Annotated in this window: 16 protein-coding genes and 4 tRNA genes; 13 read left to right on the top strand and 7 right to left on the bottom strand. The window is 64.8% G+C overall.

Features of this window, described 5'->3' with window-relative positions:
• Positions 1-14 precede the first annotated feature (14 nt).
• The gene (locus AC1MGT_RS21045) at positions 15-1487 is read right to left on the bottom strand and encodes a diguanylate cyclase (RefSeq protein ID WP_499501924.1); all 1473 of its coding nucleotides are present in this window, start codon (positions 1485-1487) and stop codon (positions 15-17) included.
• A 177-nt stretch (positions 1488-1664) separates the two neighbouring features.
• Between AC1MGT_RS21045 and AC1MGT_RS21040 the strand changes: the two genes are divergently transcribed.
• From AC1MGT_RS21040 to AC1MGT_RS21030, 3 genes are read left to right on the top strand one after another with little or no spacing between them, the layout of a single operon-like run.
• On the top strand, positions 1665-2630 hold the full coding sequence (locus tag AC1MGT_RS21040; protein WP_499501923.1) for an SDR family oxidoreductase: 966 nt from the start codon (positions 1665-1667) through the stop codon (positions 2628-2630).
• A 24-nt stretch (positions 2631-2654) separates the two neighbouring features.
• On the top strand, positions 2655-3704 hold the full coding sequence (gene ku / locus AC1MGT_RS21035) for a non-homologous end joining protein Ku (RefSeq protein WP_499501922.1): 1050 nt from the start codon (positions 2655-2657) through the stop codon (positions 3702-3704).
• 2 nt (positions 3705-3706) lie between these two features.
• Positions 3707-3940, top strand: a complete 234-nt coding sequence (locus AC1MGT_RS21030) for a hypothetical protein (RefSeq protein WP_332532972.1) — start codon at positions 3707-3709, stop codon at positions 3938-3940.
• 20 nt (positions 3941-3960) lie between these two features.
• Here the strand turns inward: AC1MGT_RS21030 and ligD are convergent, their stop codons facing one another.
• Positions 3961-6531: a DNA ligase D gene (gene ligD / locus AC1MGT_RS21025; protein WP_499501921.1), complete on the bottom strand. Its 2571-nt coding sequence runs from the start codon at positions 6529-6531 to the stop codon at positions 3961-3963.
• 123 nt (positions 6532-6654) lie between these two features.
• Between ligD and AC1MGT_RS21020 the strand changes: the two genes are divergently transcribed.
• Positions 6655-7596 (top strand): D-2-hydroxyacid dehydrogenase, encoded by a 942-nt coding sequence (locus AC1MGT_RS21020; protein ID WP_499501920.1) that lies wholly within the window; start codon positions 6655-6657, stop codon positions 7594-7596.
• On the opposite strand, the gene AC1MGT_RS21015 is transcribed toward AC1MGT_RS21020, so the two are convergent.
• On the bottom strand, positions 7593-11477 hold the full coding sequence (locus tag AC1MGT_RS21015) for a two-component regulator propeller domain-containing protein (protein ID WP_499501919.1): 3885 nt from the start codon (positions 11475-11477) through the stop codon (positions 7593-7595). The two genes, AC1MGT_RS21020 and AC1MGT_RS21015, sit on opposite strands and share 4 nt — an antisense overlap.
• A 109-nt stretch (positions 11478-11586) precedes the next feature.
• Between AC1MGT_RS21015 and AC1MGT_RS21010 the strand changes: the two genes are divergently transcribed.
• The 6 genes from AC1MGT_RS21010 to AC1MGT_RS20985 all read left to right on the top strand — a co-directional run bounded on the left by AC1MGT_RS21010 (position 11587) and on the right by AC1MGT_RS20985 (position 14169).
• Positions 11587-11663: transfer RNA gene (locus tag AC1MGT_RS21010), tRNA-Arg, on the top strand.
• A gap of 193 nt (positions 11664-11856) precedes the next feature.
• A tRNA-Arg gene (locus AC1MGT_RS21005) sits at positions 11857-11933 on the top strand.
• Positions 11934-12022: 89 nt separating this feature from the next.
• Entirely contained in the window at positions 12023-12652 is a 630-nt protein-coding gene (locus AC1MGT_RS21000) for an NUDIX hydrolase (RefSeq protein WP_499501918.1), read from the top strand.
• A gap of 80 nt (positions 12653-12732) precedes the next feature.
• Positions 12733-12809: transfer RNA gene (locus AC1MGT_RS20995), tRNA-Arg, on the top strand.
• 162 nt (positions 12810-12971) lie between these two features.
• A tRNA-Arg gene (locus AC1MGT_RS20990) sits at positions 12972-13048 on the top strand.
• A gap of 152 nt (positions 13049-13200) precedes the next feature.
• Positions 13201-14169, top strand: a complete 969-nt coding sequence (locus tag AC1MGT_RS20985; RefSeq protein WP_499501917.1) for an IS1595 family transposase — start codon at positions 13201-13203, stop codon at positions 14167-14169.
• 87 nt (positions 14170-14256) lie between these two features.
• Here the strand turns inward: AC1MGT_RS20985 and AC1MGT_RS20980 are convergent, their stop codons facing one another.
• From AC1MGT_RS20980 to AC1MGT_RS20970, 3 genes are read right to left on the bottom strand one after another with little or no spacing between them, the layout of a single operon-like run.
• Positions 14257-16149 (bottom strand): sensor histidine kinase, YfiR-like protein-associated, encoded by a 1893-nt coding sequence (locus AC1MGT_RS20980; protein ID WP_499501915.1) that lies wholly within the window; start codon positions 16147-16149, stop codon positions 14257-14259.
• Positions 16149-16736 (bottom strand): TOL_0243 family YfiR-like periplasmic protein, encoded by a 588-nt coding sequence (locus AC1MGT_RS20975; RefSeq protein WP_499501914.1) that lies wholly within the window; start codon positions 16734-16736, stop codon positions 16149-16151. The genes AC1MGT_RS20980 and AC1MGT_RS20975 overlap by 1 nt, the downstream gene beginning before the upstream one ends.
• A gap of 16 nt (positions 16737-16752) precedes the next feature.
• Entirely contained in the window at positions 16753-18684 is a 1932-nt protein-coding gene (locus tag AC1MGT_RS20970; RefSeq protein ID WP_499501913.1) for a TOL_0244 family TonB-dependent receptor, read from the bottom strand.
• Between the two features lie 283 nt (positions 18685-18967).
• Between AC1MGT_RS20970 and AC1MGT_RS20965 the strand changes: the two genes are divergently transcribed.
• The 3 genes from AC1MGT_RS20965 to AC1MGT_RS20955 all read left to right on the top strand — a co-directional run bounded on the left by AC1MGT_RS20965 (position 18968) and on the right by AC1MGT_RS20955 (position 24124).
• The gene (locus AC1MGT_RS20965) at positions 18968-19801 is read left to right on the top strand and encodes a response regulator (RefSeq protein ID WP_499501911.1); all 834 of its coding nucleotides are present in this window, start codon (positions 18968-18970) and stop codon (positions 19799-19801) included.
• 161 nt (positions 19802-19962) lie between these two features.
• Entirely contained in the window at positions 19963-22989 is a 3027-nt protein-coding gene (locus AC1MGT_RS20960; protein ID WP_499501910.1) for an ATP-binding protein, read from the top strand.
• A gap of 130 nt (positions 22990-23119) precedes the next feature.
• Complete coding sequence (locus AC1MGT_RS20955; protein ID WP_499501908.1) at positions 23120-24124, top strand: response regulator; 1005 nt, start codon at positions 23120-23122, stop codon at positions 24122-24124.
• 143 nt (positions 24125-24267) lie between these two features.
• On the opposite strand, the gene AC1MGT_RS20950 is transcribed toward AC1MGT_RS20955, so the two are convergent.
• Positions 24268-24687, bottom strand: coding sequence for a hypothetical protein (locus AC1MGT_RS20950; protein ID WP_499501906.1), 420 nt, complete (start codon positions 24685-24687; stop codon positions 24268-24270).
• Positions 24688-24693 lie beyond the last annotated feature (6 nt).

The raw sequence follows: 24693 nt of genomic DNA, 5'->3' as shown, positions 1-24693 counted from the left end.
CGCACCCGAACGCGTCAGGACATCGCCAGCTCGATGCAGTTGCGACCGGCGCGCTTGGCACGCGCCAATGCGGCGTGGGTACGCACCGCCATCGAGTCGCCGCTCTCGCCCTCGCCCAACTGGGCCACGCCGAGGCTGATCGTGACGTGGTCACACCCGGGTATTTCGACCTGCTCGATCGCCGCGCGCAGCTTCTCGGCCATCTTCAGCGCGTCAATCGCGCTCGTGTGCGATGCGATGACCTGGAATTCTTCGCCGCCCGAGCGCACCAGCACATCGCTCGCGCGCAGCAGCGCACTTGCCGTGTCGGCGACCGTGCGCAGCACCAGGTCACCGACCGGGTGGCCGAAGGTGTCGTTGATCTGGCTGAAGCGGTCGATATCGAAGACGATCAGCGCCAGCGGCAGCCGGTAGCGGCGTGCGCGCTTGATTTCCTGTTCCAGCAAGCCTTCGCCGTGGCGGCGGTTGGCCAGGTCGGTCAGGGCGTCGGTCGTGGCAAGATGCGTGATGCGGGCCAGCAGCGCCTCGTTCTCGCGCGTGACCTCGGCCATGCGCAGGCCATGCGCGGCCAGCCCGGCGACATCGTCCAGTGCCTGCAACTGCGCTGACGAAAAAGGCCGTGCGTCGCCGAACAGCAGGCACAGCGAGCCCATGGGCCCGCCCGGTCCCGGCGCGGGGATCGGCACGCCGACGACCATGCGCGCGCCAAAGGTGTCCAGGCGCGCCGCCAGGGCCGGCTCGCCCGCCTTGTCGAGTGTATCGAGCAGCGTGAATTCGCCTGTTGCCGCCGCCAGCAGGCCGGGAAACGCATGGCGCAGCGGCGATTGCAGCAACCCGCCACCGTGCGCGAGCAGCGCCGACAGGTGCAGGCCGTCCACGCCCTGCTCGGCCTCGAGATGCAGGTCGCCATCCCGATGCTGGAACAGCGCCGCATGCACGACGCCGGGCCAGCCGGCCAGCGCCGCGCACAGGCGCTCGGCAAAGCGCACGCTGTCATCGGCATCGGTCAATGCCTGCTGACAGACAGTACGCAGTGCCAGCAGCGTGCGCAGCTCGGCTTCCGATGGCGTGGGCGCGCCAGGCGCCACGACGTCAAATCCGGTGCGCATGCGCGCGGCCAGCAGTGCGCGGGTCTGCTGCGCGCGCAGTGGGCCGATGGCGTAGTCGAGCGGACCGAACGCCATCAGCGCCGGCAGCCAGCGCGCGTTCGTGAACGGACACAGCACCAGCACCGGCGCACCGGCGCGCTCGGCGACCAGGGCGCCCAGCGCTGCCAGGTCGATGGCGAGGTCGCAGCGTTCCAGGTCCAGCACGAGCAGGTCGGCCGGTTCGCGCGCCAGCAGCGCGCGCGCCTGCTCGGCCCCTGCCGCCACGCGCAGATTGGCAAACATGCCGTCGCAGCCGTGCTGGAAATCGGCGCGGCGCTGGCCGACGGGATTGACGAAGACGCAGGTAAAGTCTTCGCGCGCGCCGTCTTCTTGATGCATGGTGATTCTCCAGATATGGGTCCAGCCGCGCCCTGTCGGCATGGCTGCAAAGCAAGTTTGCCATAAGCGGGCGTGCCAAGCATAGCAATTGTCGTCCTGTGTGTGGGAGCGCACCGTCGTACCAGGGTGCGCGCCGAATACTCTTGCGAACGAAACCACACTCACGGGAGAATCACCATGGCACATCAAGACGACGTGGCAGCAAAGCAGCGCGCCATCCAGGAAGAACAGGACGCGCGCGACGCCAAAAAGAACGAATCCGAGAGCAAAGAAGCAGTCCAGACCGGCGTCGACCAGCCAGCGCCGCCGATGCCGGCGCAGCACCTGGCCAAGCCGGGCCTTGAAGCCGACATGGAAAGCAAGCCGAAATTCATGGCCGAGGGCTACAAGGGCAGCGGCAAGCTCGAAGGCATGGCCGCCATCGTCACCGGCGCCGACTCGGGCATCGGGCGCGCGGTGGCGGTGCTGTTCGCACGTGAAGGCGCCGATGTCGCCGTCATGTATCTGAACGAGGACATCGATGCGGCAGAGACCAAGCGCTGCATCGAGGCCGAAGGCCGCCGCTGCATCACCATCGCGGGCGACGTCAAGGATCCGGCATTCTGCAACGACGCCGTGCAGCAGGTGGTCAAGGAATTCGGCCGGCTGGACGTTCTGGTCAACAACGCCGCATTCCAGGAGCACGCCGATTCGATCCTCGATATCACCGAGGAGCGGTTCGAGGAAACCTTCCGCACCAATATCTTCGGCTACTTCCACATGGCCAAGGCCGTCGTGCCGCACCTCAAGCGCGGCGCGTCGATCATCAATACGGGCTCGGTCACCGGTCTGAAAGGCTCGGCCAAGCTGATCGACTATTCGTCGACCAAGGGTGCAATCCACGCATTCACGATGTCGCTGGCCGGCAGCCTGCTCGACCAGGGCATCCGCGTGAACGCGGTGGCGCCGGGTCCTGTCTGGACGCCGCTGAACCCGGCCGACAAGGGCCCGGACGACATCACCGAGTTCGGCGCCAGCACCGACTACCGGCGCCCGGCCCAGCCGGAAGAACTGTCGCCGGCCTACGTGTTCCTGGCCTCGCCCGTGTGCTCGGGCTACATCACGGGCATCGTGTTGCCGGTGACCGGCGTCGTCGGCGAATAACAGACCCACAGCGAGGAGCAGGCAATGGCACGCAGCATGTGGAAGGGCGCGATCAGTTTCGGACTGGTCCACATTCCGGTCGATATGTACCCCGCGGTCGAGACCAAGGGGCTCGACCTGACGATGCTCGACCGACGTGATTTTTCGCCGGTCGGGTTCAAACGCTACAACAAGGGCAATGGCAAGGAAGTCGTGTGGGACGACATCGTCAAGGGCTACGAGTACGAAGACGGCGAATACGTCGTGCTGTCGGATGAAGACCTGCGCCGCGCCAATCCGGAAGCGACGCAGACGATCGACATCCAGGCCTTCGTCGATGCCGGCGATGTGCCGCTGATCTACTACGACCAGCCGTATTACCTGGCGCCCGGCAAGGGCGGCGCGAAAGTCTATGCGCTCTTGCGCGAGACGCTGCGCGAAGCGGGCAAGATCGGCATAGCGCACGTGGTCATCCGCGTCAAGCAGCATCTGGCGGCGCTGATCTGCGTGGGCGACACGATCGTGCTCAATACGCTGCGCTACCCGGACGAGATGCGCGACGCGGGTGAACTCAAGATCCCGTCGCCCAATTCGAAAACGGCTGCCGTCACCGTCAAGGAACTCAAGATGGCGATGGCCCTGGTCGAGGGCATGAGCGAAGACTGGGCGCCAGCGCAGTACCACGACAGCTACCGCGAAGACGTGCTGGCCCTGGTCAAGAAAAAGATCAAGGCCAAGCAGACCAAGACCATCACCCAGCCCGAGCCCGAGAAGGAAAAGCGCACCACCGGCAAGGTCATCGATCTGGTTGCCCTGCTCCAGGCCAGCCTTGACAAGAAGCCGGCCAAGGCGGCGCTGGCCGCCCTTGATGACGACGATGACGACGACGATCCGCCGCCACGCAAGTCGCGCAAACCGGTCGACGACGAGGATAGCGGGGACGACCAGCCGCCTCCACGTGCGCGCAAGGCGGCTACGTCAGGGGCCCGTGCCACTGCCACCAAGGCAGCGGCCAAGCCAGCCGCAAAGCCGCCAGCCAAGAAGGCAGCTGCGAAAGCCAGCACCAGGGCGCCTGCGCGCAAGAAAGCGGCGTGAGGATGGACGGATTCATCGACTTTCTTCAATGGCCCGCCATGGCCGTCAGCCTGATTGCCGCCTATCTGGTCGGCGCCAAGCGCGCCGAGCGCCGCATCCTGGGTTTCTGGACGTTCATCTTCAGCAACGTGCTGTGGATCATCTGGGGCTGGCACGACGAAGCCTGGGCGCTCATCGCGCTGCAGGTCGCACTGCTGGCCATGAACGTGCGCGGCATCTTCAGGAACGAAGCCTAGAGCACCGCGCTCGCCTACCCCTACGGCACGAACCCGAGCTGCTTCATCGCTTTGGTCAGTGTCTTCGCCGCCGTGGCATAGTCCTGCCACGGCGTATTCCCGACATCGAGCCGCTCGTGCACATTGGCGATGGTCCACTGGTCGCTCGATGTCAGCTTGTCCAGCTCATCCCAGCCCAGCGGCACCGAAATCGCCAGCCGCGGGCGCGAACGCGCCGACCATGCGGCCACCGTCGTCGCCCCCTGCCCGTTGCGCAGGTAATCGATGAAGATTTTGCCGACCCGGTTTTTCGGCCCGCTCTTGAAGGCGAAGCGCTCCGGCAGCGTTTGTGCCATGTGGTGCACGATCGCCTGCGAGAAGCGTTTGACCGTGTCCCAGTCGTGGTTGCCCTTGATCGGTACCACGACGTGCAGGCCCTTGCCGCCGCTGGTTTTCAGGAACGCCGGTAAACCCAGCTCGTCCAGGAAGGCGTGCATCAGCTGCGCTGCTTCCTGCATCTCGGGCCACTTGATGCCGTCGCCCGGATCGAGGTCGAACACCATCCGGTTCGGTTTCTGGTAACTGCCCTTGAACGCGTTCTGGGTATGGATCTCCACCACGTTCCACTGCGCCGACGACAGGATGCCCAGCGGCGTGGCCACTTCGAGCATGGGCGGGTGCTCCGGGTCGAGCGCCTGGTCCAGGTCGCGCAGGCCGGGCATCTTGCGCACGTCGACGTGCTTCTGGAAAAACAGCTCGCCGCCCACGCCTTCGGGCGCACGCACCAGCGACACCGGGCGGCCTTTCAGATGTTCCATCATCAGGTCGCCCACCAGTGCGTAATAACGCACCAGCGCCAGCTTGGTGGCGCCCGACGCCTTGTCGATCACGCGCTCGCCGTTGGTGATCTTCAGCGATGCCGGCAGCTTGCCCTGTGCGGCCACCGGCTCGTCATCCGTGACGTCTTCTATCGGAAGCGCCTGCTCGCGGGTGATGTTCTTGGCCGGCTTGTCCTTGCGCAGCCCCTGGAATACCGGATGGCGCACGGCGCCACCGCTCGTCCAGTCCGAGAAACTCACTTCCGCTACCAGCACCGGCTTGACCCAGTGGTGTGCGCGCCCCGGCACGGCGCGCGGCGGGAACGGACTCGTGTCGGTGCGCAGCGCCTCGAGTTGTTCGGCGATGCTGGTCAGGGTGGCATGGTTGAAGCCCGAGCCGACATTACCGGCATAGCGCAAGACACCGTCTTCGTCATGGACCCCGAGCAGCAGCGCGCCAATGCCGGTGCGCGCGCCCTTCGGGTCGGTGAAACCGCCGATGACGAATTCCTGGCGCCGGCCGCATTTCAGTTTGATCCAGTCGGGCGAGCGGCGCGACACATAGCGGGCGTCGCGCCGCTTGCCGATCACGCCTTCGAGGCCGATCTTGCAGGCCGCGACGATCAGTTCATCCGGCTTGGCACCGAATTCGGCGGAAAACCGTACCTTGTCGGATTTGGCCTTCTTGAGCACCTGTTCGAGCACCGTGCGGCGGTCGACCAGCGGCATCTGGCGCAGGTCGTGGCCGTCGAAGTACGGAATATCGAACAGGAAGTAATCGATGTCGACGGTGCCGTTGCCGTCGAATGCTGCCTGCAGCAGGCCGAAGTCGGGCTTGCCGGCGTCGTCGTGCACGACGATTTCGCCGTCGTACCAGCCGTCGGGCAGCGCCATGCGTTCCAGCTCTTCCCTCAGCGGCGTGAGCTTGTCGGTCCAGTCGTTCGCATTGCGTGTGATGAGACGCACCGCGCCCTCCTCGATGCGCGCGAGCATGCGGTAGCCGTCGAACTTGACTTCGAACAGCCAGTTTTCGGGGTCGGGCGGCGGCGCATCGACGAGCGTGGCCAGTTCAGGCGAGAATTTCGCGGGGAGCGGCGACGTGGCGTCTTCCGTCGCCGCGCGCTTTGCCGGTGCCTTTTTTGCTGCCGCTTTTTTCGCGGGTGCTTTTTTGGCGGGTGCCTTCTTCGCAGGCGCCGCCTTCGCTTCCTCGCGCAGCGCCTCGACCTTTTGCGCGGCGCGCTTTGGCATCGGCAATGCCTTCACGCTGTCGGGCAGTTCGTCGACCAGCGAGAATTCTTCGGCCGGACGCGCGTAATCGTCTTTCTCCTTGATCAGCAGCCATGGCGGCTGCTTTTCGCCACGGCCCTTCATCCGCACGAGCGTCCAGCGGCCATGCATCTTGTGACCGTGCAGCGCGAACTTGATGCTGCCCTTGGCAAAACCCGCGCGCGGGTCTTCCAGCGGCTCCCAGGTACCCTTGTCCCAGATGATCACCTTGCCGGCGCCGTACTGCTTGGCCGGAATCGTGCCTTCGAAGTCCGAGTACGAGATCGGGTGGTCCTCGACCTCCACGGCCATCCGCTTGTCGTGCGTGTCGTAGCTGGGGCCTTTCGGCACGGCCCAGCTTTTCATCGTGCCGTCGAGCTCGAGCCGGAAATCGTAGTGCAGGCGGCTGGCCCAGTGCTTCTGGATCACGAAGGTGAGCACGTCCTGCCCCCCCTTCCCGCCGTCGGCCGGCTCGGACGTGATATCGAAATTGCGTTTGGCTTTGTAGGCTTTGAGCGCGTCCGTCATGGCAACCCCTGGGAAATTCGATGATTGCCAGCGTAGCCCCGTGGCGCGCCGCGGACTGTACGGCAACTCACGCTGACAGGGGCTGTTATGATTACTGCAAGCCGCCAACCGCGAAAGGACACCATGCAGCGAATCGTTTTTCTCGACCGTGACAGCCTGCGCGCCAATGTCCGCATACCCGCCTTCGAGCATACCTGGCAAGACCATGCCGCCACTGCGGTCGATGACGTCCTGGCACGCCTGGCCGGCGCCACCGTCGCCATCACCAACAAGGTGCCGTTGCGGGCCGACGCCATCACGCGCCTGCCCGACCTGAAGATGGTCGCCGTCGCCGCGACCGGTACCGACAATGTCGACCTGGCAGCCTGCCGCGCGGCCGGCATCGTGGTGGCAAATATCCACAATTATTCGCTGGTATCGGTGCCAGAGCACTGCTTCACGCTGATCCTGGCGCTGCGCCGCAACCTGCGCGCCTACGCGGCCGATGTCGAGGCGGGCAAGTGGGAAACCTCGAGCCGCTTTTGCCTGCTCGACCACCCGATCGGCGATCTGGCCGGCACGCGGCTGGGCATCGTCGGCTACGGCGCGCTGGGCCGGCAGGTGGCCAGCATCGCGCGCGCTTTTGGCATGGAGGTCGTCGCCACCTCGCGCTCGCCGATCACCGATACGGACGTCACGGCACTGCCGCTGGACGAGTTGCTGGCGACGTCGCAGGTGGTGAGCCTGCACGTACCGCTGACCGACGCGACGCGCCACATGATCGGCGCGCGCGAACTCGCTCTGATGCAGCCCGGCGCGCTCCTGATCAACACGGCGCGCGGCGGCCTGGTCGACGAGGCGGCGCTGGCCAATGTGCTGATGGAAGGCCGCATCGCCGCCGGCTTCGATGTCCTGAGCGAAGAGCCGCCCGCCTCGAACAATCCGCTGCTGCGCCTGCGCCTGCCGCATTTTCTGCTCACGCCGCACATCGCGTGGGCCAGCTTCGGCGCGATGCAGACGCTGGCCGACATGCTGGTCGATAATATCGAAGCGTGGCATGCCGGCACGCCAACCAACGTCGTTTAAATAGCGGCGCTGACGGTGGGCGCCAGGGCCTCGGGCGCTTTCTGCGGCAGTTCGAGCAGGAAGGCGGTGCCGGCGTCCGGCAGGCTCACGACGCGGATCGTCCCGCCCATCAGCGTCGTGACGATGTTGTAGACGATGTTCAGTCCCAGACCGGTGCCGCCCTGGCCCATGCGCGTCGTGAAGAACGGATCGAAGATCCGGCCCAGGTAAGCCGGGTCGATGCCGCGGCCATCGTCGCGGAACGTGAGTGCGACCTGGCCATCGGTTTCCAGCGCCGTCAGCGTCATGATGCCGCCCGGGCCGTCGAACGCATGCAGCATCGCGTTGTTGACGAAGTTGATGATCACCTGGCCCAGCGGACCGGGAAAACTGTCCATCACAATCCCGGCCGGCACGTCGATGTCGAGCCGATGCCCTCCCAGTCGCACTGTATTCATCAGGGTCGCGCCAATTTCATGGCAGGCCTGGGCCAGGTCGAAGCGGCGCCGCTGTGCACTGGCCTGGTCGACCGAGACCTGGCGGAAGCTGCTCACCAGTTCAGCCGCATTGTGCAGGCTGCGCACGATCAGCTGCGACGCATCGCGCGCCGCGCCCATGTAATCGGCCAGGTCGGACCGCTTGAGCGTGGTGGCCTCGAACTGCGCCGCCACCGCATGCGTGCGTTCCTGCAGCGTGCTGGCCATGAGAAGGCTGTTGCCGATCGGCGTATTGAGTTCGTGCGCCACGCCGGCCACGAGCGAACCGAGTGACGCCAGCCGCTCCTGCGCCGCCAGTTGCACCTGGGTTTCCTTCAGGCGCGCGTAGGCTTCGGCATTGTCCATGGCCACGCCGACATAGGCCGCCAGTGTACCGAGCATGTCGAGGTGGACCTGGCCGTAGGCGCTTGCTTCCAGGCTTTGCACCGTCAGTGCGCCCAGCACGCGCTCGCCCGCCGTCACCGGCACGCATAGCAGCGAGCCCGGCATCGGGAGTGCAGCCGCCGGTGCGGCCAGCGCCACCGCAGCGGCCAGGTCAGGCGCGTCGGGCAGGCAGGCCCGCAGTTCGGCGTCGACGTCGGCCAGCAAAAATGCGCGGTTCTCGTTCACGCAGCGCGCCAGCAGGTGCCCGGCCGGATCGAAGGCCAGCTCGCGCGGGGTCTCGCGCCGGCCGAACGCCATTGCGAACGGCAGCTCGAGCACGCCGCGCTCGCGCTGGCGCAGCGCGACGGCAAACAGCGGTGCATCCATCAGTGCCTTGACGTGCTGGTACAGCGTCAGCATGATCGCCTCGTGGTCGAGGTTCGTGGTCAGCATGCGTCCCATCTCCGACAGCAGCGCGATGTTGCGGTGTGCACGCTCGACCGATTCTTTCTGCCGTTCGACCTCGCGCTTGCCCCGTTCAGCCGCTTCCTTCTGCAGCAGCAGCTCGCCGGTGCGGGCGTCGACTTCGCGCGCGAGCAAGCCCTGGCGCGTCACGAGCGCGCCGATGCGCAGCCGGTAGGCGAGGTACGACAGCGTCACCACGAGCGCCGCGGCCAGCGTACGGAACCACCATGTTTTCCAGTATGGCGGCGTGACGGTTATCGCGAGCGTGGCCGCATCCTTGCTCCAGACGCCATCCTTGTTGCTGGCCCGGACCCGGAACACGTAATGGCCGGGATCGAGATTGGTATAGGTGGCAAAGCGCCGCCCCGCGCCGGTATTGACCCAGTTGGCGTCGAAGCCTTCAAGCTGGTAAGCGTACAGATTGCCCATCGGGTCGGCGTAGTGCAGCGCCGCGAACTCGAGCGAGATCACGGTGTCGCGGTGCGACAGCGTGATTGCCCGTTGCGCCGCCAGGTTGTGGATGCCGCGCGAGCGGTTCAATACCTGCAGGTCGGTGATGGCAACTGTTGGCGGGAACGGATTGTCATGCACGTCGGCCGGGTTGAATGATGTGACGCCGCTCACGCCGCCAAAGTGCAGCCGCCCGTCGGCACCGCGCCGGCCGGCGCCGACGAAATAGGCACCGTCGATCAAGCCATCCTTGGCGTTATAACTCTTGGTCTGGCCGGTGACCGGATCGACGCGCGTGATGCCGGCGGTCGTGCTGGCCCAGATAATGCCAGCGTCGTCTTCGAGGATCGCGCCGATCGACTGCGCATCCTGGCTGCTGAACGGGTAGTAGCGAAACGACGTGCGGCCGCCAGCCTGCACCATCCGGTGCAGGCCCCCTGCGGTGCCGACCCACAGGTGGCCGTCCTTGGACTCGAGCAGATGATACACACGGCTGTGGCGCAGGCTCGCGCCATCGTGCGGGTCATGGCGAAAGCGGCTGAAGGTGCCGCTGGCGGGGTCAAAGCGCTCCAGGCCCGATTCGGTACCGATCCACAGCACGCCGCGCCGGTCTTCGACCAGGGCAAAGCCATAGTTGTCGCCCAGGCTCGTGGCATCACCCGGCACATTGCGCCAGTTGCGCACGGTGGTGGCGCCCGGCGCGACTGCGGACAGCCCATCGCGCGTCATGACCCACAGCGTGCCGTCGCGGCCCTCGCGCAGCGCCTGTATATGATTGGCACCCGGACTCTGGCCCAATTCGACATGCCCCATGCGCCCGCGCGCGTCGCGCCACGCCAGGCCGGTGGGGGTGCCGATCCAGAGCCGCCCCCCGGCCTGCGCCAGCGCAGTGACGACCTTGCCCGTGAACGCATCGGTGCCGAAGCGCCGGGTCGTGCGCGTGGCCGGATCGAGCAGCATCAGGCCATCGCCGCTGGTGCCCAGCCACAGGCGCCCGGCCGGGTCGTCGACAATGGCCCGTACCCTGGCGCGACCCATCCCTTCCGTTTCGCCAAAGCGCGCAAAGCCCCCGCTGGCAAGGTCGGTGCGGTTGATCCCGCCAAAATACGTGCCGACCCACAGCGTACCGGTGCGGTCGACCAGCAGCGCCGAGACCATGTTGTCGGACAGGCTGTGCCGATCCTGTGGCAGATGGCGGTAGCCGGTGAACCGGCCGCTGGACGGATCGAGCCACTTCAGGCCATCGACCGAGGTACCGACCCACAGCTGCGCACCGCTGTCGTGGTACAGCGTCCGGATCCGCGCGCCGCGCATGCCGTCTGCCGCGCCGATCTGACGCCGCTGCGGCACATCGCCGTCGATGCGCCAGGCCTCGAGGCCCGCCGCGGTACCGATCCACAGCGTCTGGCGCGGTCCCATCGACAGCGCCAGCACGGCATTGCGTTCGGCGTCATCGGGCGGCGCCATCATGAAGCGCGTGAGCTGGCCGCTCGTCGGGTCGAGCCGGTCCAGGCCTGCGGCGGTGCCAACCCACAGCGCCCCGCGCCCGTCGAATGCGAGTGCATTGACGCGGTTGTCGCGCAGGCTCGCCGGGTTGTCCGGATCGGATACATGGTTGCGCTGCTGGCCCGTGTGCGGGTCGAAGCGCACCACGCCGTCATTGGTCGCGAGCCACAGCGCGCCATCGGGCCCCGGCACGATCGCCACCACCGAACGCTTGACGGTGCGGCCCTGCTGGGTCAGCGCAAACCGCTCGAACCGGCCGGTTGCCGGATCGTGCCGCGCCAGCCCACCTTTCGTGCCGAACCACAGGCGGCCGGCCGGATCTTCGTACGAGGCCGAGATGAAATTGTCGGGGATGCTGGCAGGATCGTTGGCGTCGTTGCGGTAGATGACGATCCGGTAGCCGTCGTAGCGATGCAGGCCGGCCTGGGTGCCGAACCAGATGAACCCCTGGCGATCCTGCAAAATGCTCATGACCGAGTGCTGGGACAAGCCCTCCTCAACAGACAGGCGCTCGAAGCGCAGGTTGCGCTGGTTGGCGTCGGCCGGCAACGCCAGCGCCAGCAGCAGGAAGAAGGTGAAACGAAACAGGCCGCTACAGGCAGCCCAGGTAGAACCTGGCATGGTCATCCGATCGATTTGCGCTGCGACCAATCTACCAGAGGTCTTTGTTGCCGTGAAATAATTTGAGTCTTCCAGAAATAAAATGTCACTGCTATAATGCGTGCCTCGGGCGGCTGTAGCTCAGCTGGATAGAGTACTTGGCTACGAACCAAGGGGTCGTGGGTTCGATTCCTGCCAGCCGCACCAGAAAATACGAAAGGCCAGATCGCGAGATCTGGCCTTTTTTCTTGGTCGCGGTATTTGTTGCAGACTGATGGACATGTCTGGCGGAATATGGCTTCCGACAGAGCCCCTCCTAATCTGGCAGATGAATCAGCATCACGTGAGCATAATCACCCTTTGCCAAGATGCTCACTGCCCGCTATAATGCTCGCATTGGGCGGCTGTAGCTCAGCTGGATAGAGTACTTGGCTACGAACCAAGGGGTCGTGGGTTCGATTCCTGCCAGCCGCACCAAACCTTTTCAAGATAAGGGCACTTCGCAAGAAGTGCCCTTATTGCATTTGGGCTCGTGTTACACGCTACTCCCAATATACTTCCCGACGATGACCACCTTCCATCCCCAACCCGATGAGCATGGCGCACCGGTATGTCTCGCGCACCCTTCGGCGCCCACGGCCATCGCCACCTGGGATGACCCGGCAAGCATCGCCACCGTGATTCCACTCGGCGCACTGCCCCCATCGCTGAACGATGTGCCGTTTGCACCATGGCTCGATATTCCGGGCAGCAACGCCGACTGGCAAATGGTCCCTGGCCAGGCCGTCATCGACGAGCCGCCCTTTGTCGTGCCAACGGGGTTTGCGCCAGCTGCAGGCGTCGTGATCGTGGAAGACGATGGCCGCGTGTGGGCCGTCGCGCCCTCGAACGCCTTCGGCGGTTACGACGCCACCTTCCCCAAGGGCCGTGTCGACCCGGACATCAGCCTGCAGGCAACGGCCATCCGCGAAGCATTCGAGGAATCGGGCCTGCGCGTGCAGATCGTCCGGCACCTGATCGACTGCCGGCGCACGCAGACGCTCACGCGCTATTACCTGGCGCGGCGCCTGGGCGGCAATCCGGCGCTGATGGGCTGGGAAAGCCAGGCCGTGCACCTGGTGCCGATGGCACTGCTGGAGACGGTGCTGGGCAATCCCAACGATGCGGTCATCATCGATACGCTGCGGCGAATCTGATGCCCCGCCGACGCCGGCAAAACAATCTCCCGATACGCGTTTGCCAAGATCGCCACACCCCGCTATAATGCGTGCCTCGGGCGGCTGTAGCTCAGCTGGATAGAGTACTTGGCTACGAACCAAGGGGTCGTGGGTTCGATTCCTGCCAGCCGCACCAAAGTTTCAAAGAGAATGGCTCAGAAGAAATTCTGAGCCATTTTTCTTTTGTGCGACAGTTTCTGCTGCTTTTAGATGACCGAAGACATTACCTGCACGCGAGCACATTGAAACACGGCAGACTTTGCCAATCCGATACATGCTGCTATAATGCGTGCTTCGGGCGGCTGTAGCTCAGCTGGATAGAGTACTTGGCTACGAACCAAGGGGTCGTGGGTTCGATTCCTGCCAGCCGCACCAAAGTTTCAAGAGAATGGCTCAGAAGAAATTCTGAGCCATTTTTCTTTGCGTCCTGGTTTTTTAGGTGGCGCAGTCAGCGTTAAATAGAGACTAGCTTGAACTGACGAGCAGTCCAGTGGTCCAACCCCTGTCCACAGCGTCAGGAGTCGATCATGAAAGCGCCGCGTTTCAAGGGCTGGTTTGCAAAACTGCCTTCGCTGAATCAGCCGCAGCGCCGGCAGGTGCTTGATGCCCTGCATCCTGCAGCCGGGCTCGATCAGGTAGTCGCACTCATCAGTGAATCCAGAGCGCCAGGCCGCTGCTGCCCCAGATGCGGCAACGAGCGTTGCTACCGGCACGGGTTCGCCAACGACTTGCAGCGCTATCGCTGCTGCGCTTGCGGCCGCACTTTTAACGACCTGACCGGTACCCCGCTGGCGCGGCTGAGGCTCAAGGCCAAATGGCTCGCGTATTCTCAGACGCTGCTCGATTCACTCCCCGTACGCAAGGCGGCAGACCGGGTCAACGTACACCGCAACACGGCCTTTCGATGGCGCCACCGTTTCCTGCATTGGGTCAAGCTCGACCGGCCCGCAGTCCTCAATGGCATTGTCGAGGCCGACGAAACATTTCTGCTCGAATCACAAAAAGGTTCACGCACACTTGACCGGGCACCGCGCCATCGCGGCGGCCGCGCTGCCAAACCGGGCATTTCCTGCGAACTGGACTGCATCCTGGTCGTGCGCGACCGCGAAGGGCGCACGGTCGATGCCGTGACTGGCCGCGGTGCACTCACGGCTGCGCAACTCGATCGTAACTTGCTGCCCAGGCTCGATAAACAGGCGTTGCTGGTCAGTGATAGCCACGCCGCCTACCGCGCCTTTGCACGCAAGCACAGGATCGCGCACGAGACGGTCAACCTGCGCGCCGGTGTGCGTGCGAGGCGACTGGGCAATCTTGCTATCCATGTGCAGAACGTGAATGCCTACCATCAGCGTTTCAAGACCTGGCTACAGGGCTTTCGCGGCGTGGCGTCGCGCTACCTGCCCAATTACCTGGGCTGGCGCTGGGCGTTGGATGGACAGCGAATTATTTTGCCGGAACAATTGTTTCGCATTGCTATCAGCGTCATCAACAGATAACACTGACTGCGCCTTTAAGGTTGCGACAACATCACCACGTCATCTGGAGGACAGGCTTGCCCCGCCCCGCCAGACGACGCATCACACTCAGGTACGCAGCTTCTTGATGATGCTGCGGCTACCCAGAATCTCTTCGATTTGCTCGAAGCGCACCGGCTTGACCATGTGGTGGTCAAAGCCGGACTCGAACGCCAGCTGGCGGTCTTTCTCCTGGCCCCAGCCCGTGACGGCGATCAGCACGGTCAGCGCGCCAGTGGGCAGCTTGCGGATCCCGCGCGCCAGGTCGTATCCGGACATGTGCGGCAGACCGATATCCAGGAAGGCGTAGTCCGGGCAGAACCGCGCAGCAGCCGCCAGCGCATCGGGCCCGTTGTGCGTGATGACCACGCTGTGCCCCATGGCCGTGAGCAGCGCGCCGATGCTGTTGACGAAGTCGACGTTGTCGTCGGCCAGCAGGATGCGGTAGCTCTCGGCGCTGATGAAGGCGGCCGGGGTCGGCTTGGTCGGCGGCTCCGGTTCGACAACGATCGGCAGGCGCACCACGAAGCGGCTGCCATGGCCGAGGCCTTCGCTGTGCGCCGTAATCGTCCCACCATGCAGTTCGACGAGCTTGCGCGCCAGCGACAGGCCCACGCCCAGGCCGGCATTGCTGCGCTCGAGCGTCGAGTCGACCTGGACGAACATGTCGAACACCGAGTCGAGCATCTCCGGCGCCAGGCCGATGCCGGTATCGGCCACTTCGAGGATCAGGGTGTTCTCGTCCACTTCGCCCTTGAGCACGACGCGCCCGCCCCGGTTGGTGTACTTGGCCGCATTGTTGAGCAGGTTCGACAGCACCTGGGCCAGGCGCGTTGCGTCGCCATGCAGGAACACGGGGCGATCGGGCAATTCGAGCACCAGTTCGTGCCCGTGCAGCTCGATGTACGAGCGCACCACTTCGAGCGCATCGTTGACGACGGCCTTGAGTTCCACGCGGCCCATCTTGATCGTGAACTTGCCGGTATTGATGCGCGAGACGTCCAGCAGGTCGTCCACCAGACGCACCATCTGGCGCAGCTGGCGTTCCATGATGTCGGTCGCGCGCTGCGTGGCCTGGGCGTCGCCGCTGCGGATGCGCAGGATATCCAGGCCCGTGCGGATCGGCGCCAGCGGATTGCGCAATTCGTGCGCCAGCGTCGCCAGGAATTCGTCCTTGCGGCGATCGGCCAGGATCAGCGCGCCCTCGGCCTTCTGGCGCACGTCCATCTCGTGCTCGAGCGTACGGTTGGCGGTCTGCAGCGCGTCCGAGCGGCGGCCGATCTCGGCCAGCATGTCGTTGAAGGCTTCGACCAGCACGCCGATCTCGCCCTTCTGGTGCCCCGGCACGCGCAGGCTGAAGTCGCGCCGCAGCATGACCTGGCGCGCGATATCGGTCACCGCTTCGAGCGGCCGCGTGATCGAGGCCTGCAGGCGCGAGGCCACGATGGCGGCGATCACGAGGGCGCCCAGCAGCACACCGCCCAGGATCGCGCCGTAGCTCAGGGCCCGGTCGAGCACGCCGTAGCGCGAGCGCAGGTAGACGGTGCCGACCCGGTCGCCGTTTTCGACGATGTCGTGGTACAGGACAACTTCGCCGCGCTCGATGCGGTAGCCGGCCGGCTCGGGTTGCTCGGGCAGGTTGGCCTTGACGCCGGCGCGCACGTAGGTGGCAAAGCGCGTGCCATTCGCAGTAAACACGGCCGCGGCCACGATCTGCGGGCGCACCCGCAACAGGGTCAGGCTCTGCGCCACGTCGACCGGGTCGTTGAACGAGACCGCAGGTGCGGTCACGCTGGCGACGATGTCGGCCTGGGTGGTGAGGTCGTCGATCCAGTAGCGCTGGAAGGTGCGCAGGTCGAGCAACAGCATGGCGATACCCGCGCACAGCAACGCCACTGCGGTGGTGGACACCGCCATGAGGATCAATTTGCTGCGCACGGAGCCGGTATCGTGCATAGACATCACGTGGCTCCTTTTTGAACACGGTTCGCTACCGTCAGCAGGCGCGAACTGAGCTTCACATTCTTCTTTTCCGCCGCGTCAAGCGAGACGTCGAAACGAACCCGATCGTCGATGATCGTAAAGTTGATGACGCTGCCACTGCGCAGTCCGCCGTCGCATTCGGTCACGGTCAGCTGTGCATTGGCGGCGCGCAGCAGGCGTGCGGCGCGCGCATCATCCTGGCCGGCGACAAACAACACGTGCAGCGGCTGTGCCAGATCCTGCTCGCGCAGCGCGCGCACCGTGATCATGCGCCCGGCCACCAGACGGCCCGCGGCAATACGGGTCAGCTCGGCCGCCATATCGTCAGCGCCGACCACGCCAATGCTCACCGGCGTCGCTGCATCGGCGAACGAGCCGGCCGGGAAATCGGCGTAGCCCAAAAACTTGTACAGGAAAGCGGCCTTGACGCGGCGTTCGAGTGCGGGCGCAGTCTCGACCACGATCGCGTGCGCAGGCAGGCCAAGGCTGAGGCCTGCCAGCAGCGGCAGCATCAAGGCCAGGCACGCCCTGCGGCGCGGCAGACAAGCTGGTTGATTGATAGTCATGAAATCCATTCGCACGTCAAAAACGCAGCGTGGCGCTGGCAAACACCGTGCGCTCGAGCAACTGGCGGCTGCTTGCCGCGACGAATTCGGCGTGGCGGGCATGCAACAGGTTGCGCCCGGCAAGGGCGAGCTCGAGATCGGGACGCACTTGCCACGCGATCCGCGCGTCGAGCTCATGATAACTTGGCACGGCCAGCTGCGGCAGCCGTGCGACGTAACGAAGTGAAAAATCCGCCCAGACGCGTTCGCTCAGATCGTGCGCACTGCGCAGGGTCCAGGTCAGGTTGGGATCATTGCCACCCAAGAAGGACAACCCCGTGGTGTCGCGACTGGCCGGCTCGCGCCCCATGTCGACGTCCTGCAGCAAGCCGCCGGCGTGCAGGCGCCAGCCGCGCGCGGCCTGCCAGCTGGCCCAGAATTCGATGCCGCGCAAATTGCCCTTGCCCAGGCTGTTGATGACGTACGGTAACCTTACGCCGGGTGTTGACGGCTCCAGCGAGCGCAGCCGCTCGAAGTCGGTATAGAACAGCGTGGCCGAATACGACAGCGTCGGCATGGGTTGAGCGCGGAAGCCCAGCTCGGCCACACGCGCCGTTTCCGCGACTGTGTCGGCGCCGCCGGCAATCAAAAACTGGCGCGGCGAGGCCGGATTAATGACAAACAGATCACGGTCGATGCGCGACGGTGCACGCACCGTGCGCGACAGGGCCGCCCACAGCGTCGCATGGTCGTTCGCGTCCCACGCCAGCCGCAGATTGGGCAGCAACTCGCTGCCCGTATATACATTGTGTTCGACGCGCATCCCGGCCACGGCGCGCAGCGCCGGCGTCAGGGCGAACTCATCCTGCACGAACAGGTGCGACCAGCGCAGGTTGCGGCGCGCTGGTGAGAAACGCAACACGGGCCCGCCGTCGATCTGGTCGCGGCTGTGGCGATACCCGCCACCCCACGTGACGCCATGCGCACCGAAGCCCACCAGATGCTGGGCCTCGACGTCGACCGTGTCGATCTGCTGCATCCCCACGCCCGGCTTGCTGCGGCGCGTGTGATCAAGCCAGGCATGCATGCGCAACTTGCCGGCGTCGGCAAGATCGCGCTCGACCTCTGCACGCAGATTGGCGCCGGACATCGTCCCGCTCGCCAACAGGGACGTGTTGCGCAAGCGCCCGTCATATACGTCTCCGCTGAGCGTTACATCGTGCTCGCTGCCTTCCCAGTCGAGACGAAAACCGGCCTGCTCGCGCGCCATGCGATTGTCGGCGCCGTCAGCCGGCTCGCTGCGATCGGCTTCGATCCGCGCTTGCCTGGCGTACACGCGCCAGTGCGGTCCGTTCTCGAACTGTCCGCCGTAGCGAACACCGGCGCCACGCTCGTCCGGCCCGGCATATGCAGTGACCACGCCGCCGTGGGTCTCGGCCGCGCTGCGTGTGATGATATTGATCACCCCGTTGACGGCATTCGTACCCCACACCGTACCGCCCGGCCCGCTGACCACCTCGATGCGCGCGACGTCTTCCAGCGCCACATCCTGCATTTCCCAGACCACGCCGGAAAACAGCGGCGAATACACGCTGCGGCCATCGATCATGACAAGCAGCTTGTTGGCCTGGGGCGACAGGAATCCGCGGGCGCTGATCGCGTATTCGTGGGTATTCACACGGGCGACCTGAAGATTCGGCGCCAGCCGCAACACTTCGGGCAGCGTGGTCGCGCCCGAGCGTGCGATGTCCGTGGCGCTGATCACGAATACCGACGCTGCCGCGCGCGCCAGCGGCTCGCTCTGGCGCGATACAGACGTCACGGCGATATCGGATAATTGTTCGAGCGAGTAATCTGCCCACGGCAGCGCGCCCGAATCGTCCTGCGCGCTTGCATCAAGGGAATATGCGGTCGACAACAGTGCGGCAAAGGCGCAAACATACAACGAGGAAGGTGGCATAGTTGCCATCGTAGAACATTTTCTCGCTCGCACCAAGTGCGCACACGCCACAACGCAGTTCTTGACAACTTTCCCGGGATATTGATTAAAGCAATGACAGGTATTGGAAATATAAATTGGACTGATTTGACGCAATGCAGCATGATTGCACTGTCTCCTCTATTCTCCTCCTAGGAAATAGATTTAGCCCGCCTCTTACGAAGCGGGCTTTTTTTTGCGCGCACGGTTGCCCGAGCAGGTGCATCCTGTTTGGTGTAGGATGCCGCCAATATTTTCGTTTTTACAACAATCCATGCCCGACCTCGACCTTTCCGCCCGGAGCACCGCTTCCTACGACTGGAGCACGACCGCCCTGGGCGACGCCGCCCGCTGGCCGTTGCCGCTGCGGTTGTGCAGCGATCTGTTGCTCAATTCGCCGCTCCCGACCCTGCTGGTATGGGGACCGGAAACGGTCCTCGTGTTCAATGAGGCCTACGCAGCCCTGGCCGGTCCTGGCTATGGTCGCGTACCCGGTGGATCGGTCCCGCCGGTCATGCCGCCGCCACTGGCTGCTGCCGGTGCGGCGCTGGCCGCAGCCTGGCGTGGTGAGGCAGGTGTGCTGGCCGACACCGCCCTGACCTTCCGCCGCCTCGACGGCAACGCGGACAACCGTTTTGACCTGCGCCTGTCCCCGGTGCGCGATGAAACCGGGACCGTGCGCGGTGTGCAGATTGCGCTGGCCCCTGCGACCGTGCAGCCGGCCCAGGAAGCGGTCGACGATGCAGGCCTGCGCATCCTGGTCGTCGAAGACAATGTCGACTCGCAATATCTGGTGTGCGAGATGCTCAAGGCCTTCGGTCACGAAGCCGATGGCGTGGCGCATCCCGACGATGCCCTGACGCTGCTGGCGAGCCAGCGCTACGACGTGCTGTTTTCCGACGTCAGCCTGCCGGGCATGTCCGGCGTCGAACTGGTGCAGCGCGCCATCGGCGACGACCCGGCGCTGTCGATCATCTTCGCGTCGGGCTACGGCGACACGCTGTTGCGGCACCTCGAGTTCCCGTACCAGTCGCTGCAAAAACCGTATGAAATCGACCAGTTGCAGGATGCGCTGGCCAAGGTAGTGCGTCAGCCGGGCCGACGCTGATCGACGGGCAAAACGGTCCGCGCTCACAAAGTGTGAGTCGGACCCGCCCGGCTGGTCTACAATGAAACGCATCCTGCCCGGCTTCGGGCGCATGGCAACCCCGGCATGAACTCTTCATCACAACACGTCCGCACCATCGCGCGCTTCCTCCGGAGGCCGACATGAGCATTGCCCGCGACGTGTCCGGCCAGGATCTGGTCGCCGCGCAAGAGGCGCTCCAGCGCGCCACCGAGCGCATGGAAAACATGCTCGAAAGCCTCACGGATGGCTTTTGCGCGGTGGACCGCGACTGGAACATCACCTATATCAATGGCCGAGCCCTGCAAATGGTCGAGCCGCTCAACAAGCGGCGTGGCGACCTGGTCGGGGCCAGGCTGTGGGATGAGTTCGAGGACCTGCACGGCACGACGGTGGCCCTCGATTGCGTGCGCGCAATGGAGCAGCGCGTTACGGTCAATCGCGAATTCTATTACCGCCGCCTGAATGCCTGGCTCGACATGAGGGTCTACCCGTCCCCTGAAGGCCTGACCCTGTATTTCCAGGACATCACGGCGCGCAAGCTCGATCAGCAGGCGTTAATCGACAACAACAACCGCCTGCAACTGGCGATCGCGGCCGGGCGCCTGGGCGACTGGCGCTGGGATGCGGCTACCGATCGCGTCACGTTCGGTGAGCGCGCGGCCGAGATCCTCGGCCTGCCGGCCGATGTTGCGCTGGCGTGGCCAAGCCTGCGCGAGCGGCTGCAACCCGAAGACCGCAAGGTCGTGCGGCGCGCCGTGCTGGCCGCCTTCTCCCAGGGCACTGACCTCGATCTCGAATGCCGGCTGCTCCCGCGCGGCAACCTGGCTGGCGGCGCCGCGCGCTGCGTGGCCCTGGTCGGCCGCCCCGATTACGCCAGCGCCGTCGACGGCGGCGGCGTACTGGGCATGACGGGCATGGCGCAGGACATCAGCGCCCGCCGCGCGGCCGACGACCACCTGCGCCAGAGCGAAGAAGAATTGCGCGCGCTGGCCAATACCATTCCCCAACTGGCATGGATGGCCGATCCGGACGGCTCGATCGTCTGGTTCAACGAGCGCTGGTACGAATACACGGGCATCACGCCCGAAGAATCGACCGGCTGGGGCTGGAAAAAAGTGTATGACCCGGCGGTGTTGCCTGCCGTGCTCGAACATTGGGATGAATCGGTGCGCACCGGCACGGCATTCGAGATGGAATTTCCGATCCGCGGCGCCGACGGCAATTTCCGCTGGTTCCTGACGCGGGTCGAAGCCGTGCACGACCGCGACGGCCGCGTGGTGCGCTGGTTCGGCACGAATACCGACGTCGACCAGGTCAAGCGCGCCGAGCAGGCGCTGCGCGACGAATCGCACGTGCTTGAACTGCTCAACAGCACCGGCAGCATGCTGGCCTCGACGCGCGATCTGCGCGCCGTGATGCAGGCCGCCACCGATGTCGCCGGCGGCGTCTGCGGCGCGCGTTTTGCCGCCTTCGTCCATTACGGCCAGGATGGCGAAGGCACGCTGTATTCGCTGTACACGCTGTCGGGCGCCACGTCAGCCCAGTTCCAGGACTTCGCCGAACCGGGCGCCAGCGCACTGTTCGGCCCTGGCCTGCGCACGACGCGCCTGCAGCGCGTGGCCGACCTGACAGCCGATCCGGTCCAGGCCAGCAGCGCGCTGCACTTCGCTCTGCCGAGCGGCCAACCGTCGGTGCGCAGCTACTTGACCGTGCCAGTCATGGCGCGCTCGGGCGAACTGCTCGGCACGCTGTTCTTCGGGCACCCTGAACCGAACGTGTTTACCGAACGCAGTGAACGCATCGTCAGCGGCATCGCGGCGCAGGCTGCGATCGCGGTCGATAACATCCGCCTGTATGAAGTGGCCAGCCGCGCGGCCGAAGAACGCAAGGTGCTGCTCGAAAACGAGCGCGAAGCGCGCGCCGAAGCCGAGCGCACGAGCCAGATGAAGGACGAATTTTTGGCCACGCTGTCGCACGAACTGCGCACGCCGCTGTCGGCCATTCTCGGCTGGTCGCAGGTGCTGCGGCGCGGCAGCCGCGATGGCGCCGACCTGCAGCGCGGTCTGTCGACGATCGAGCGCAATGCGCGCGCCCAGGCGCAGCTGATCGAAGACCTGCTCGACATGAGCCGCATCACGTCCGGCAAGGTGCTGCTCGACATGCAGACGCTGGCCCCGGGCAGCTTCATCGACGCGGCCATCGAAACGGTGCGCCCGGCCGCCGACGCCAAGGGCATCCGCATCGAGCGGCGCTATCCCGAAGGCGTCGCCATCCCGTCCGTCGCCGGTGACCCTGGGCGGCTCCAGCAAGTGGTCTGGAATCTGCTGTCGAATGCGATCAAGTTCACGCCCCGGGACGGGCTGGTCACGATCGAGCTGGGGTACCACGACGACCAGGTGGCCATCACGATCCGCGATACCGGCTCGGGCATCGCGCCCGAATTCATCACGCACGTGTTCGAGCGCTTCCGCCAGGGCGATGCCTCGATGACACGCAGCCATGGCGGCCTGGGTCTGGGCTTGTCGATCGTGAAACACCTGATCGAACAGCATGGCGGTACGGTGCGCGCCGACAGTGCGGGCCCTGGCCAGGGCGCGAGCTTCACGATCGAACTGCCGGCAGCGCTGTCGAGCATGCCACGCTCATCGCGGCCAGCCGGCAGCGATGCCGGCTCGCTGCCGGACATGGCGCAAGCCACCTTGCCTGCCGCCCCGGAGGCGGCGCCCGAGGCCATGGTGCGCGACATGCGCGGCATGTCGGTGCTGGTGGTGGACGATGACCGCGACGCGCGCGAGCTGATCGCCCGCATCCTGTCCGATTGCCATGCGAAGGTGCGACTGGCCGGCAGCGCACAGGACGCCATGGCGCAGTTGCGCGCGAGCCCGCCCGACCTGTTGATCAGCGACCTCGGCATGCCCGATGTGAACGGCCTCGAGTTTCTCGCCTGGGTCCGGGCCCTGCCGCGCGACGCCGGCGGCCTGATTCCGGCGATCGCGCTGACGGCGTTTGCACGCTCCGAAGACCGCCTGAAGGCGCTCGAGGCCGGCTTCTCGGCCCATGTGTCCAAACCGGTCGAACAGAGCGAATTGATGGCGGCAATCGGCATGGTCAGCACGCCGCCGGCTGTGCCGATGCTCGCCGAAAGCGGCCGCGGCCCTAGTCGATGATGTTCCTACCTTCTGACGCGGCGCTGTCCTACAAGAAATTTTATGGTCCTTGATACACTAATTAGAGGTAAGGTATCGTTAGATTCCACCCCGAAATGGGGCGCCGCCCAGTTTCGATAAAGAGATAAGCATGCCGAGCAGACAAGACATTTTGAACGCCAAAGTCCTGGTGGTAGACGATTCGCCCGACAATATCGAGCTGATGGAAGAGATATTGCGCGAAGAAGGCTACACCTGCGTCAGCTCGACCATGCTGCCGGAGCAGGTGTGCCCGCTCCATCGCGAACACAATTACGATCTGATTCTGCTCGACCTGCAAATGCCAGGTCTGAATGGCTTCCAGGTCATGAAAGGCCTCAAGGAAATTGAACAGGGTGGCTATCTGCCGGTTCTGGCCCTGACGGCCCAGCCAAGTTTCAAGATTGCTGCGCTCGAAGCCGGCGCTCGCGACTTCATCAGCAAGCCGTTCGACCTGCTCGAAGTACACAAGCGTATCCATAACATGCTCGAAGTACGCCTGCTCTACAAGGAGCTGGCCCAGTACTCGAAGGCCCAGCAAGAACTGGCACTGCACGACGCCCTCACCGGCCTGCCGAACCGTCGCTTGCTCGAAGACCGTATCGAGACGGCGCTGCAGCATGCCAACCGTACCCATGCCAAGGCCGCGATCATGTATCTCGACCTGGATGGTTTCAAGGCGATCAACGACACCTATGGCCACGCGTATGGCGACGAGATCCTGAAAGCCGTGTCGCAGCGGTTGCTCGCCAGTTCGCGCAAGGAAGACACCGTTGCCCGCCTGGGTGGCGATGAATTCATGGTCGTGCTGGGCGATATCCACGGCCTGCCCGATGCGCAAGGTCCGGCAGCCAAGCTGGTGGAAGCGTTGTCCGAGCCTTTCTTCATCAACGACCTGACACTGCGCCTGTCGACATCCATCGGCATCAGTATCTATCCGGACGACGCCGAATCGGTCGACGCCCTGATCAATATCGCCGACTACGCGTTGTACGAAGCCAAGCGCGCCGGCAAGAACCGTTTCTGCTCGCCTGCGGCCAATCGCCAGGCAGCGTCCAAGACCACCGGCGCGCCAGTGCCGGCGCCAGTTCCCGAGCTGGCGACGCCGCATCGCTGATACGTCACCTTCTTTCAGCTGACTAAAGACCGGGGCCCTCGCGCAAGCGAGCGCCCCGGTGTGCTTTTGCGTTGGCTGCGCCAAAAAAAACAGGCCACGGAACGTGCGTTCCGTGGCCTGCTCAGTCCTGCCCTGCCTTGTGCTTAACGCTTTTCGGTTGGCGGGCAATCGCGAATGGTGCTTGTTTCTTCGATCGAACGCGCGTTCTGGTGATCATGGCCTGCATCGACCATCTCGGGCGGCACTTCAATGCGGGTAATGCCGGAATCGACCGAGATTGGATCGCTGGCCGGGAACGTCATTTCAACTGCATCATCCAGCAAGGTCTGCTTCGCCTGCTCCTGGCTCGATTGCGTCTCGCTGCCGGCGAGCGCCTTGATCGCGACAGCGAAGCTGACCGCCTGCAGGCTCGCCAGGTCGCCAATGGTCTTTACGCCCAGCGTATCGGCCAGCGTGTTGGCCTGCTGCTCGCCGATGCCGCGCAGTGCCGACAATGGCGCGTCGGCCAGCTCACGGAAACTCTTGCCACGGAACTGCTCATTTACGATGTTATCGATATTCATGGTGTG

It is taken from the genome of Telluria sp. BA11 (assembly GCF_056680305.1).
The sequence above is the reverse complement of the archived record's forward strand: the minus strand, read 5'-3'. Positions and strand labels throughout refer to the sequence as shown.

Bases quoted from the DNA above. Each gene is read 5' to 3' on its own strand.
- AC1MGT_RS21045 (WP_499501924.1), bottom strand. From the start codon at position 1,487: ATGCATCAAGAAGACGGCGCGCGCGAAGACTTTACCTGCGTCTTCGTC.
- AC1MGT_RS21040 (WP_499501923.1), top strand. From the start codon at position 1,665: ATGGCACATCAAGACGACGTGGCAGCAAAGCAGCGCGCCATCCAGGAA.
- ku (WP_499501922.1), top strand. From the start codon at position 2,655: ATGGCACGCAGCATGTGGAAGGGCGCGATCAGTTTCGGACTGGTCCAC.
- AC1MGT_RS21030 (WP_332532972.1), top strand. From the start codon at position 3,707: ATGGACGGATTCATCGACTTTCTTCAATGGCCCGCCATGGCCGTCAGC.
- ligD (WP_499501921.1), bottom strand. From the start codon at position 6,531: ATGACGGACGCGCTCAAAGCCTACAAAGCCAAACGCAATTTCGATATC.
- AC1MGT_RS21020 (WP_499501920.1), top strand. From the start codon at position 6,655: ATGCAGCGAATCGTTTTTCTCGACCGTGACAGCCTGCGCGCCAATGTC.
- AC1MGT_RS21015 (WP_499501919.1), bottom strand. From the start codon at position 11,477: ATGCCAGGTTCTACCTGGGCTGCCTGTAGCGGCCTGTTTCGTTTCACC.
- AC1MGT_RS21000 (WP_499501918.1), top strand. From the start codon at position 12,023: ATGACCACCTTCCATCCCCAACCCGATGAGCATGGCGCACCGGTATGT.
- AC1MGT_RS20985 (WP_499501917.1), top strand. From the start codon at position 13,201: ATGAAAGCGCCGCGTTTCAAGGGCTGGTTTGCAAAACTGCCTTCGCTG.
- AC1MGT_RS20980 (WP_499501915.1), bottom strand. From the start codon at position 16,149: ATGTCTATGCACGATACCGGCTCCGTGCGCAGCAAATTGATCCTCATG.
- AC1MGT_RS20975 (WP_499501914.1), bottom strand. From the start codon at position 16,736: ATGACTATCAATCAACCAGCTTGTCTGCCGCGCCGCAGGGCGTGCCTG.
- AC1MGT_RS20970 (WP_499501913.1), bottom strand. From the start codon at position 18,684: ATGGCAACTATGCCACCTTCCTCGTTGTATGTTTGCGCCTTTGCCGCA.
- AC1MGT_RS20965 (WP_499501911.1), top strand. From the start codon at position 18,968: ATGCCCGACCTCGACCTTTCCGCCCGGAGCACCGCTTCCTACGACTGG.
- AC1MGT_RS20960 (WP_499501910.1), top strand. From the start codon at position 19,963: ATGAGCATTGCCCGCGACGTGTCCGGCCAGGATCTGGTCGCCGCGCAA.
- AC1MGT_RS20955 (WP_499501908.1), top strand. From the start codon at position 23,120: ATGCCGAGCAGACAAGACATTTTGAACGCCAAAGTCCTGGTGGTAGAC.
- AC1MGT_RS20950 (WP_499501906.1), bottom strand. From the start codon at position 24,687: ATGAATATCGATAACATCGTAAATGAGCAGTTCCGTGGCAAGAGTTTC.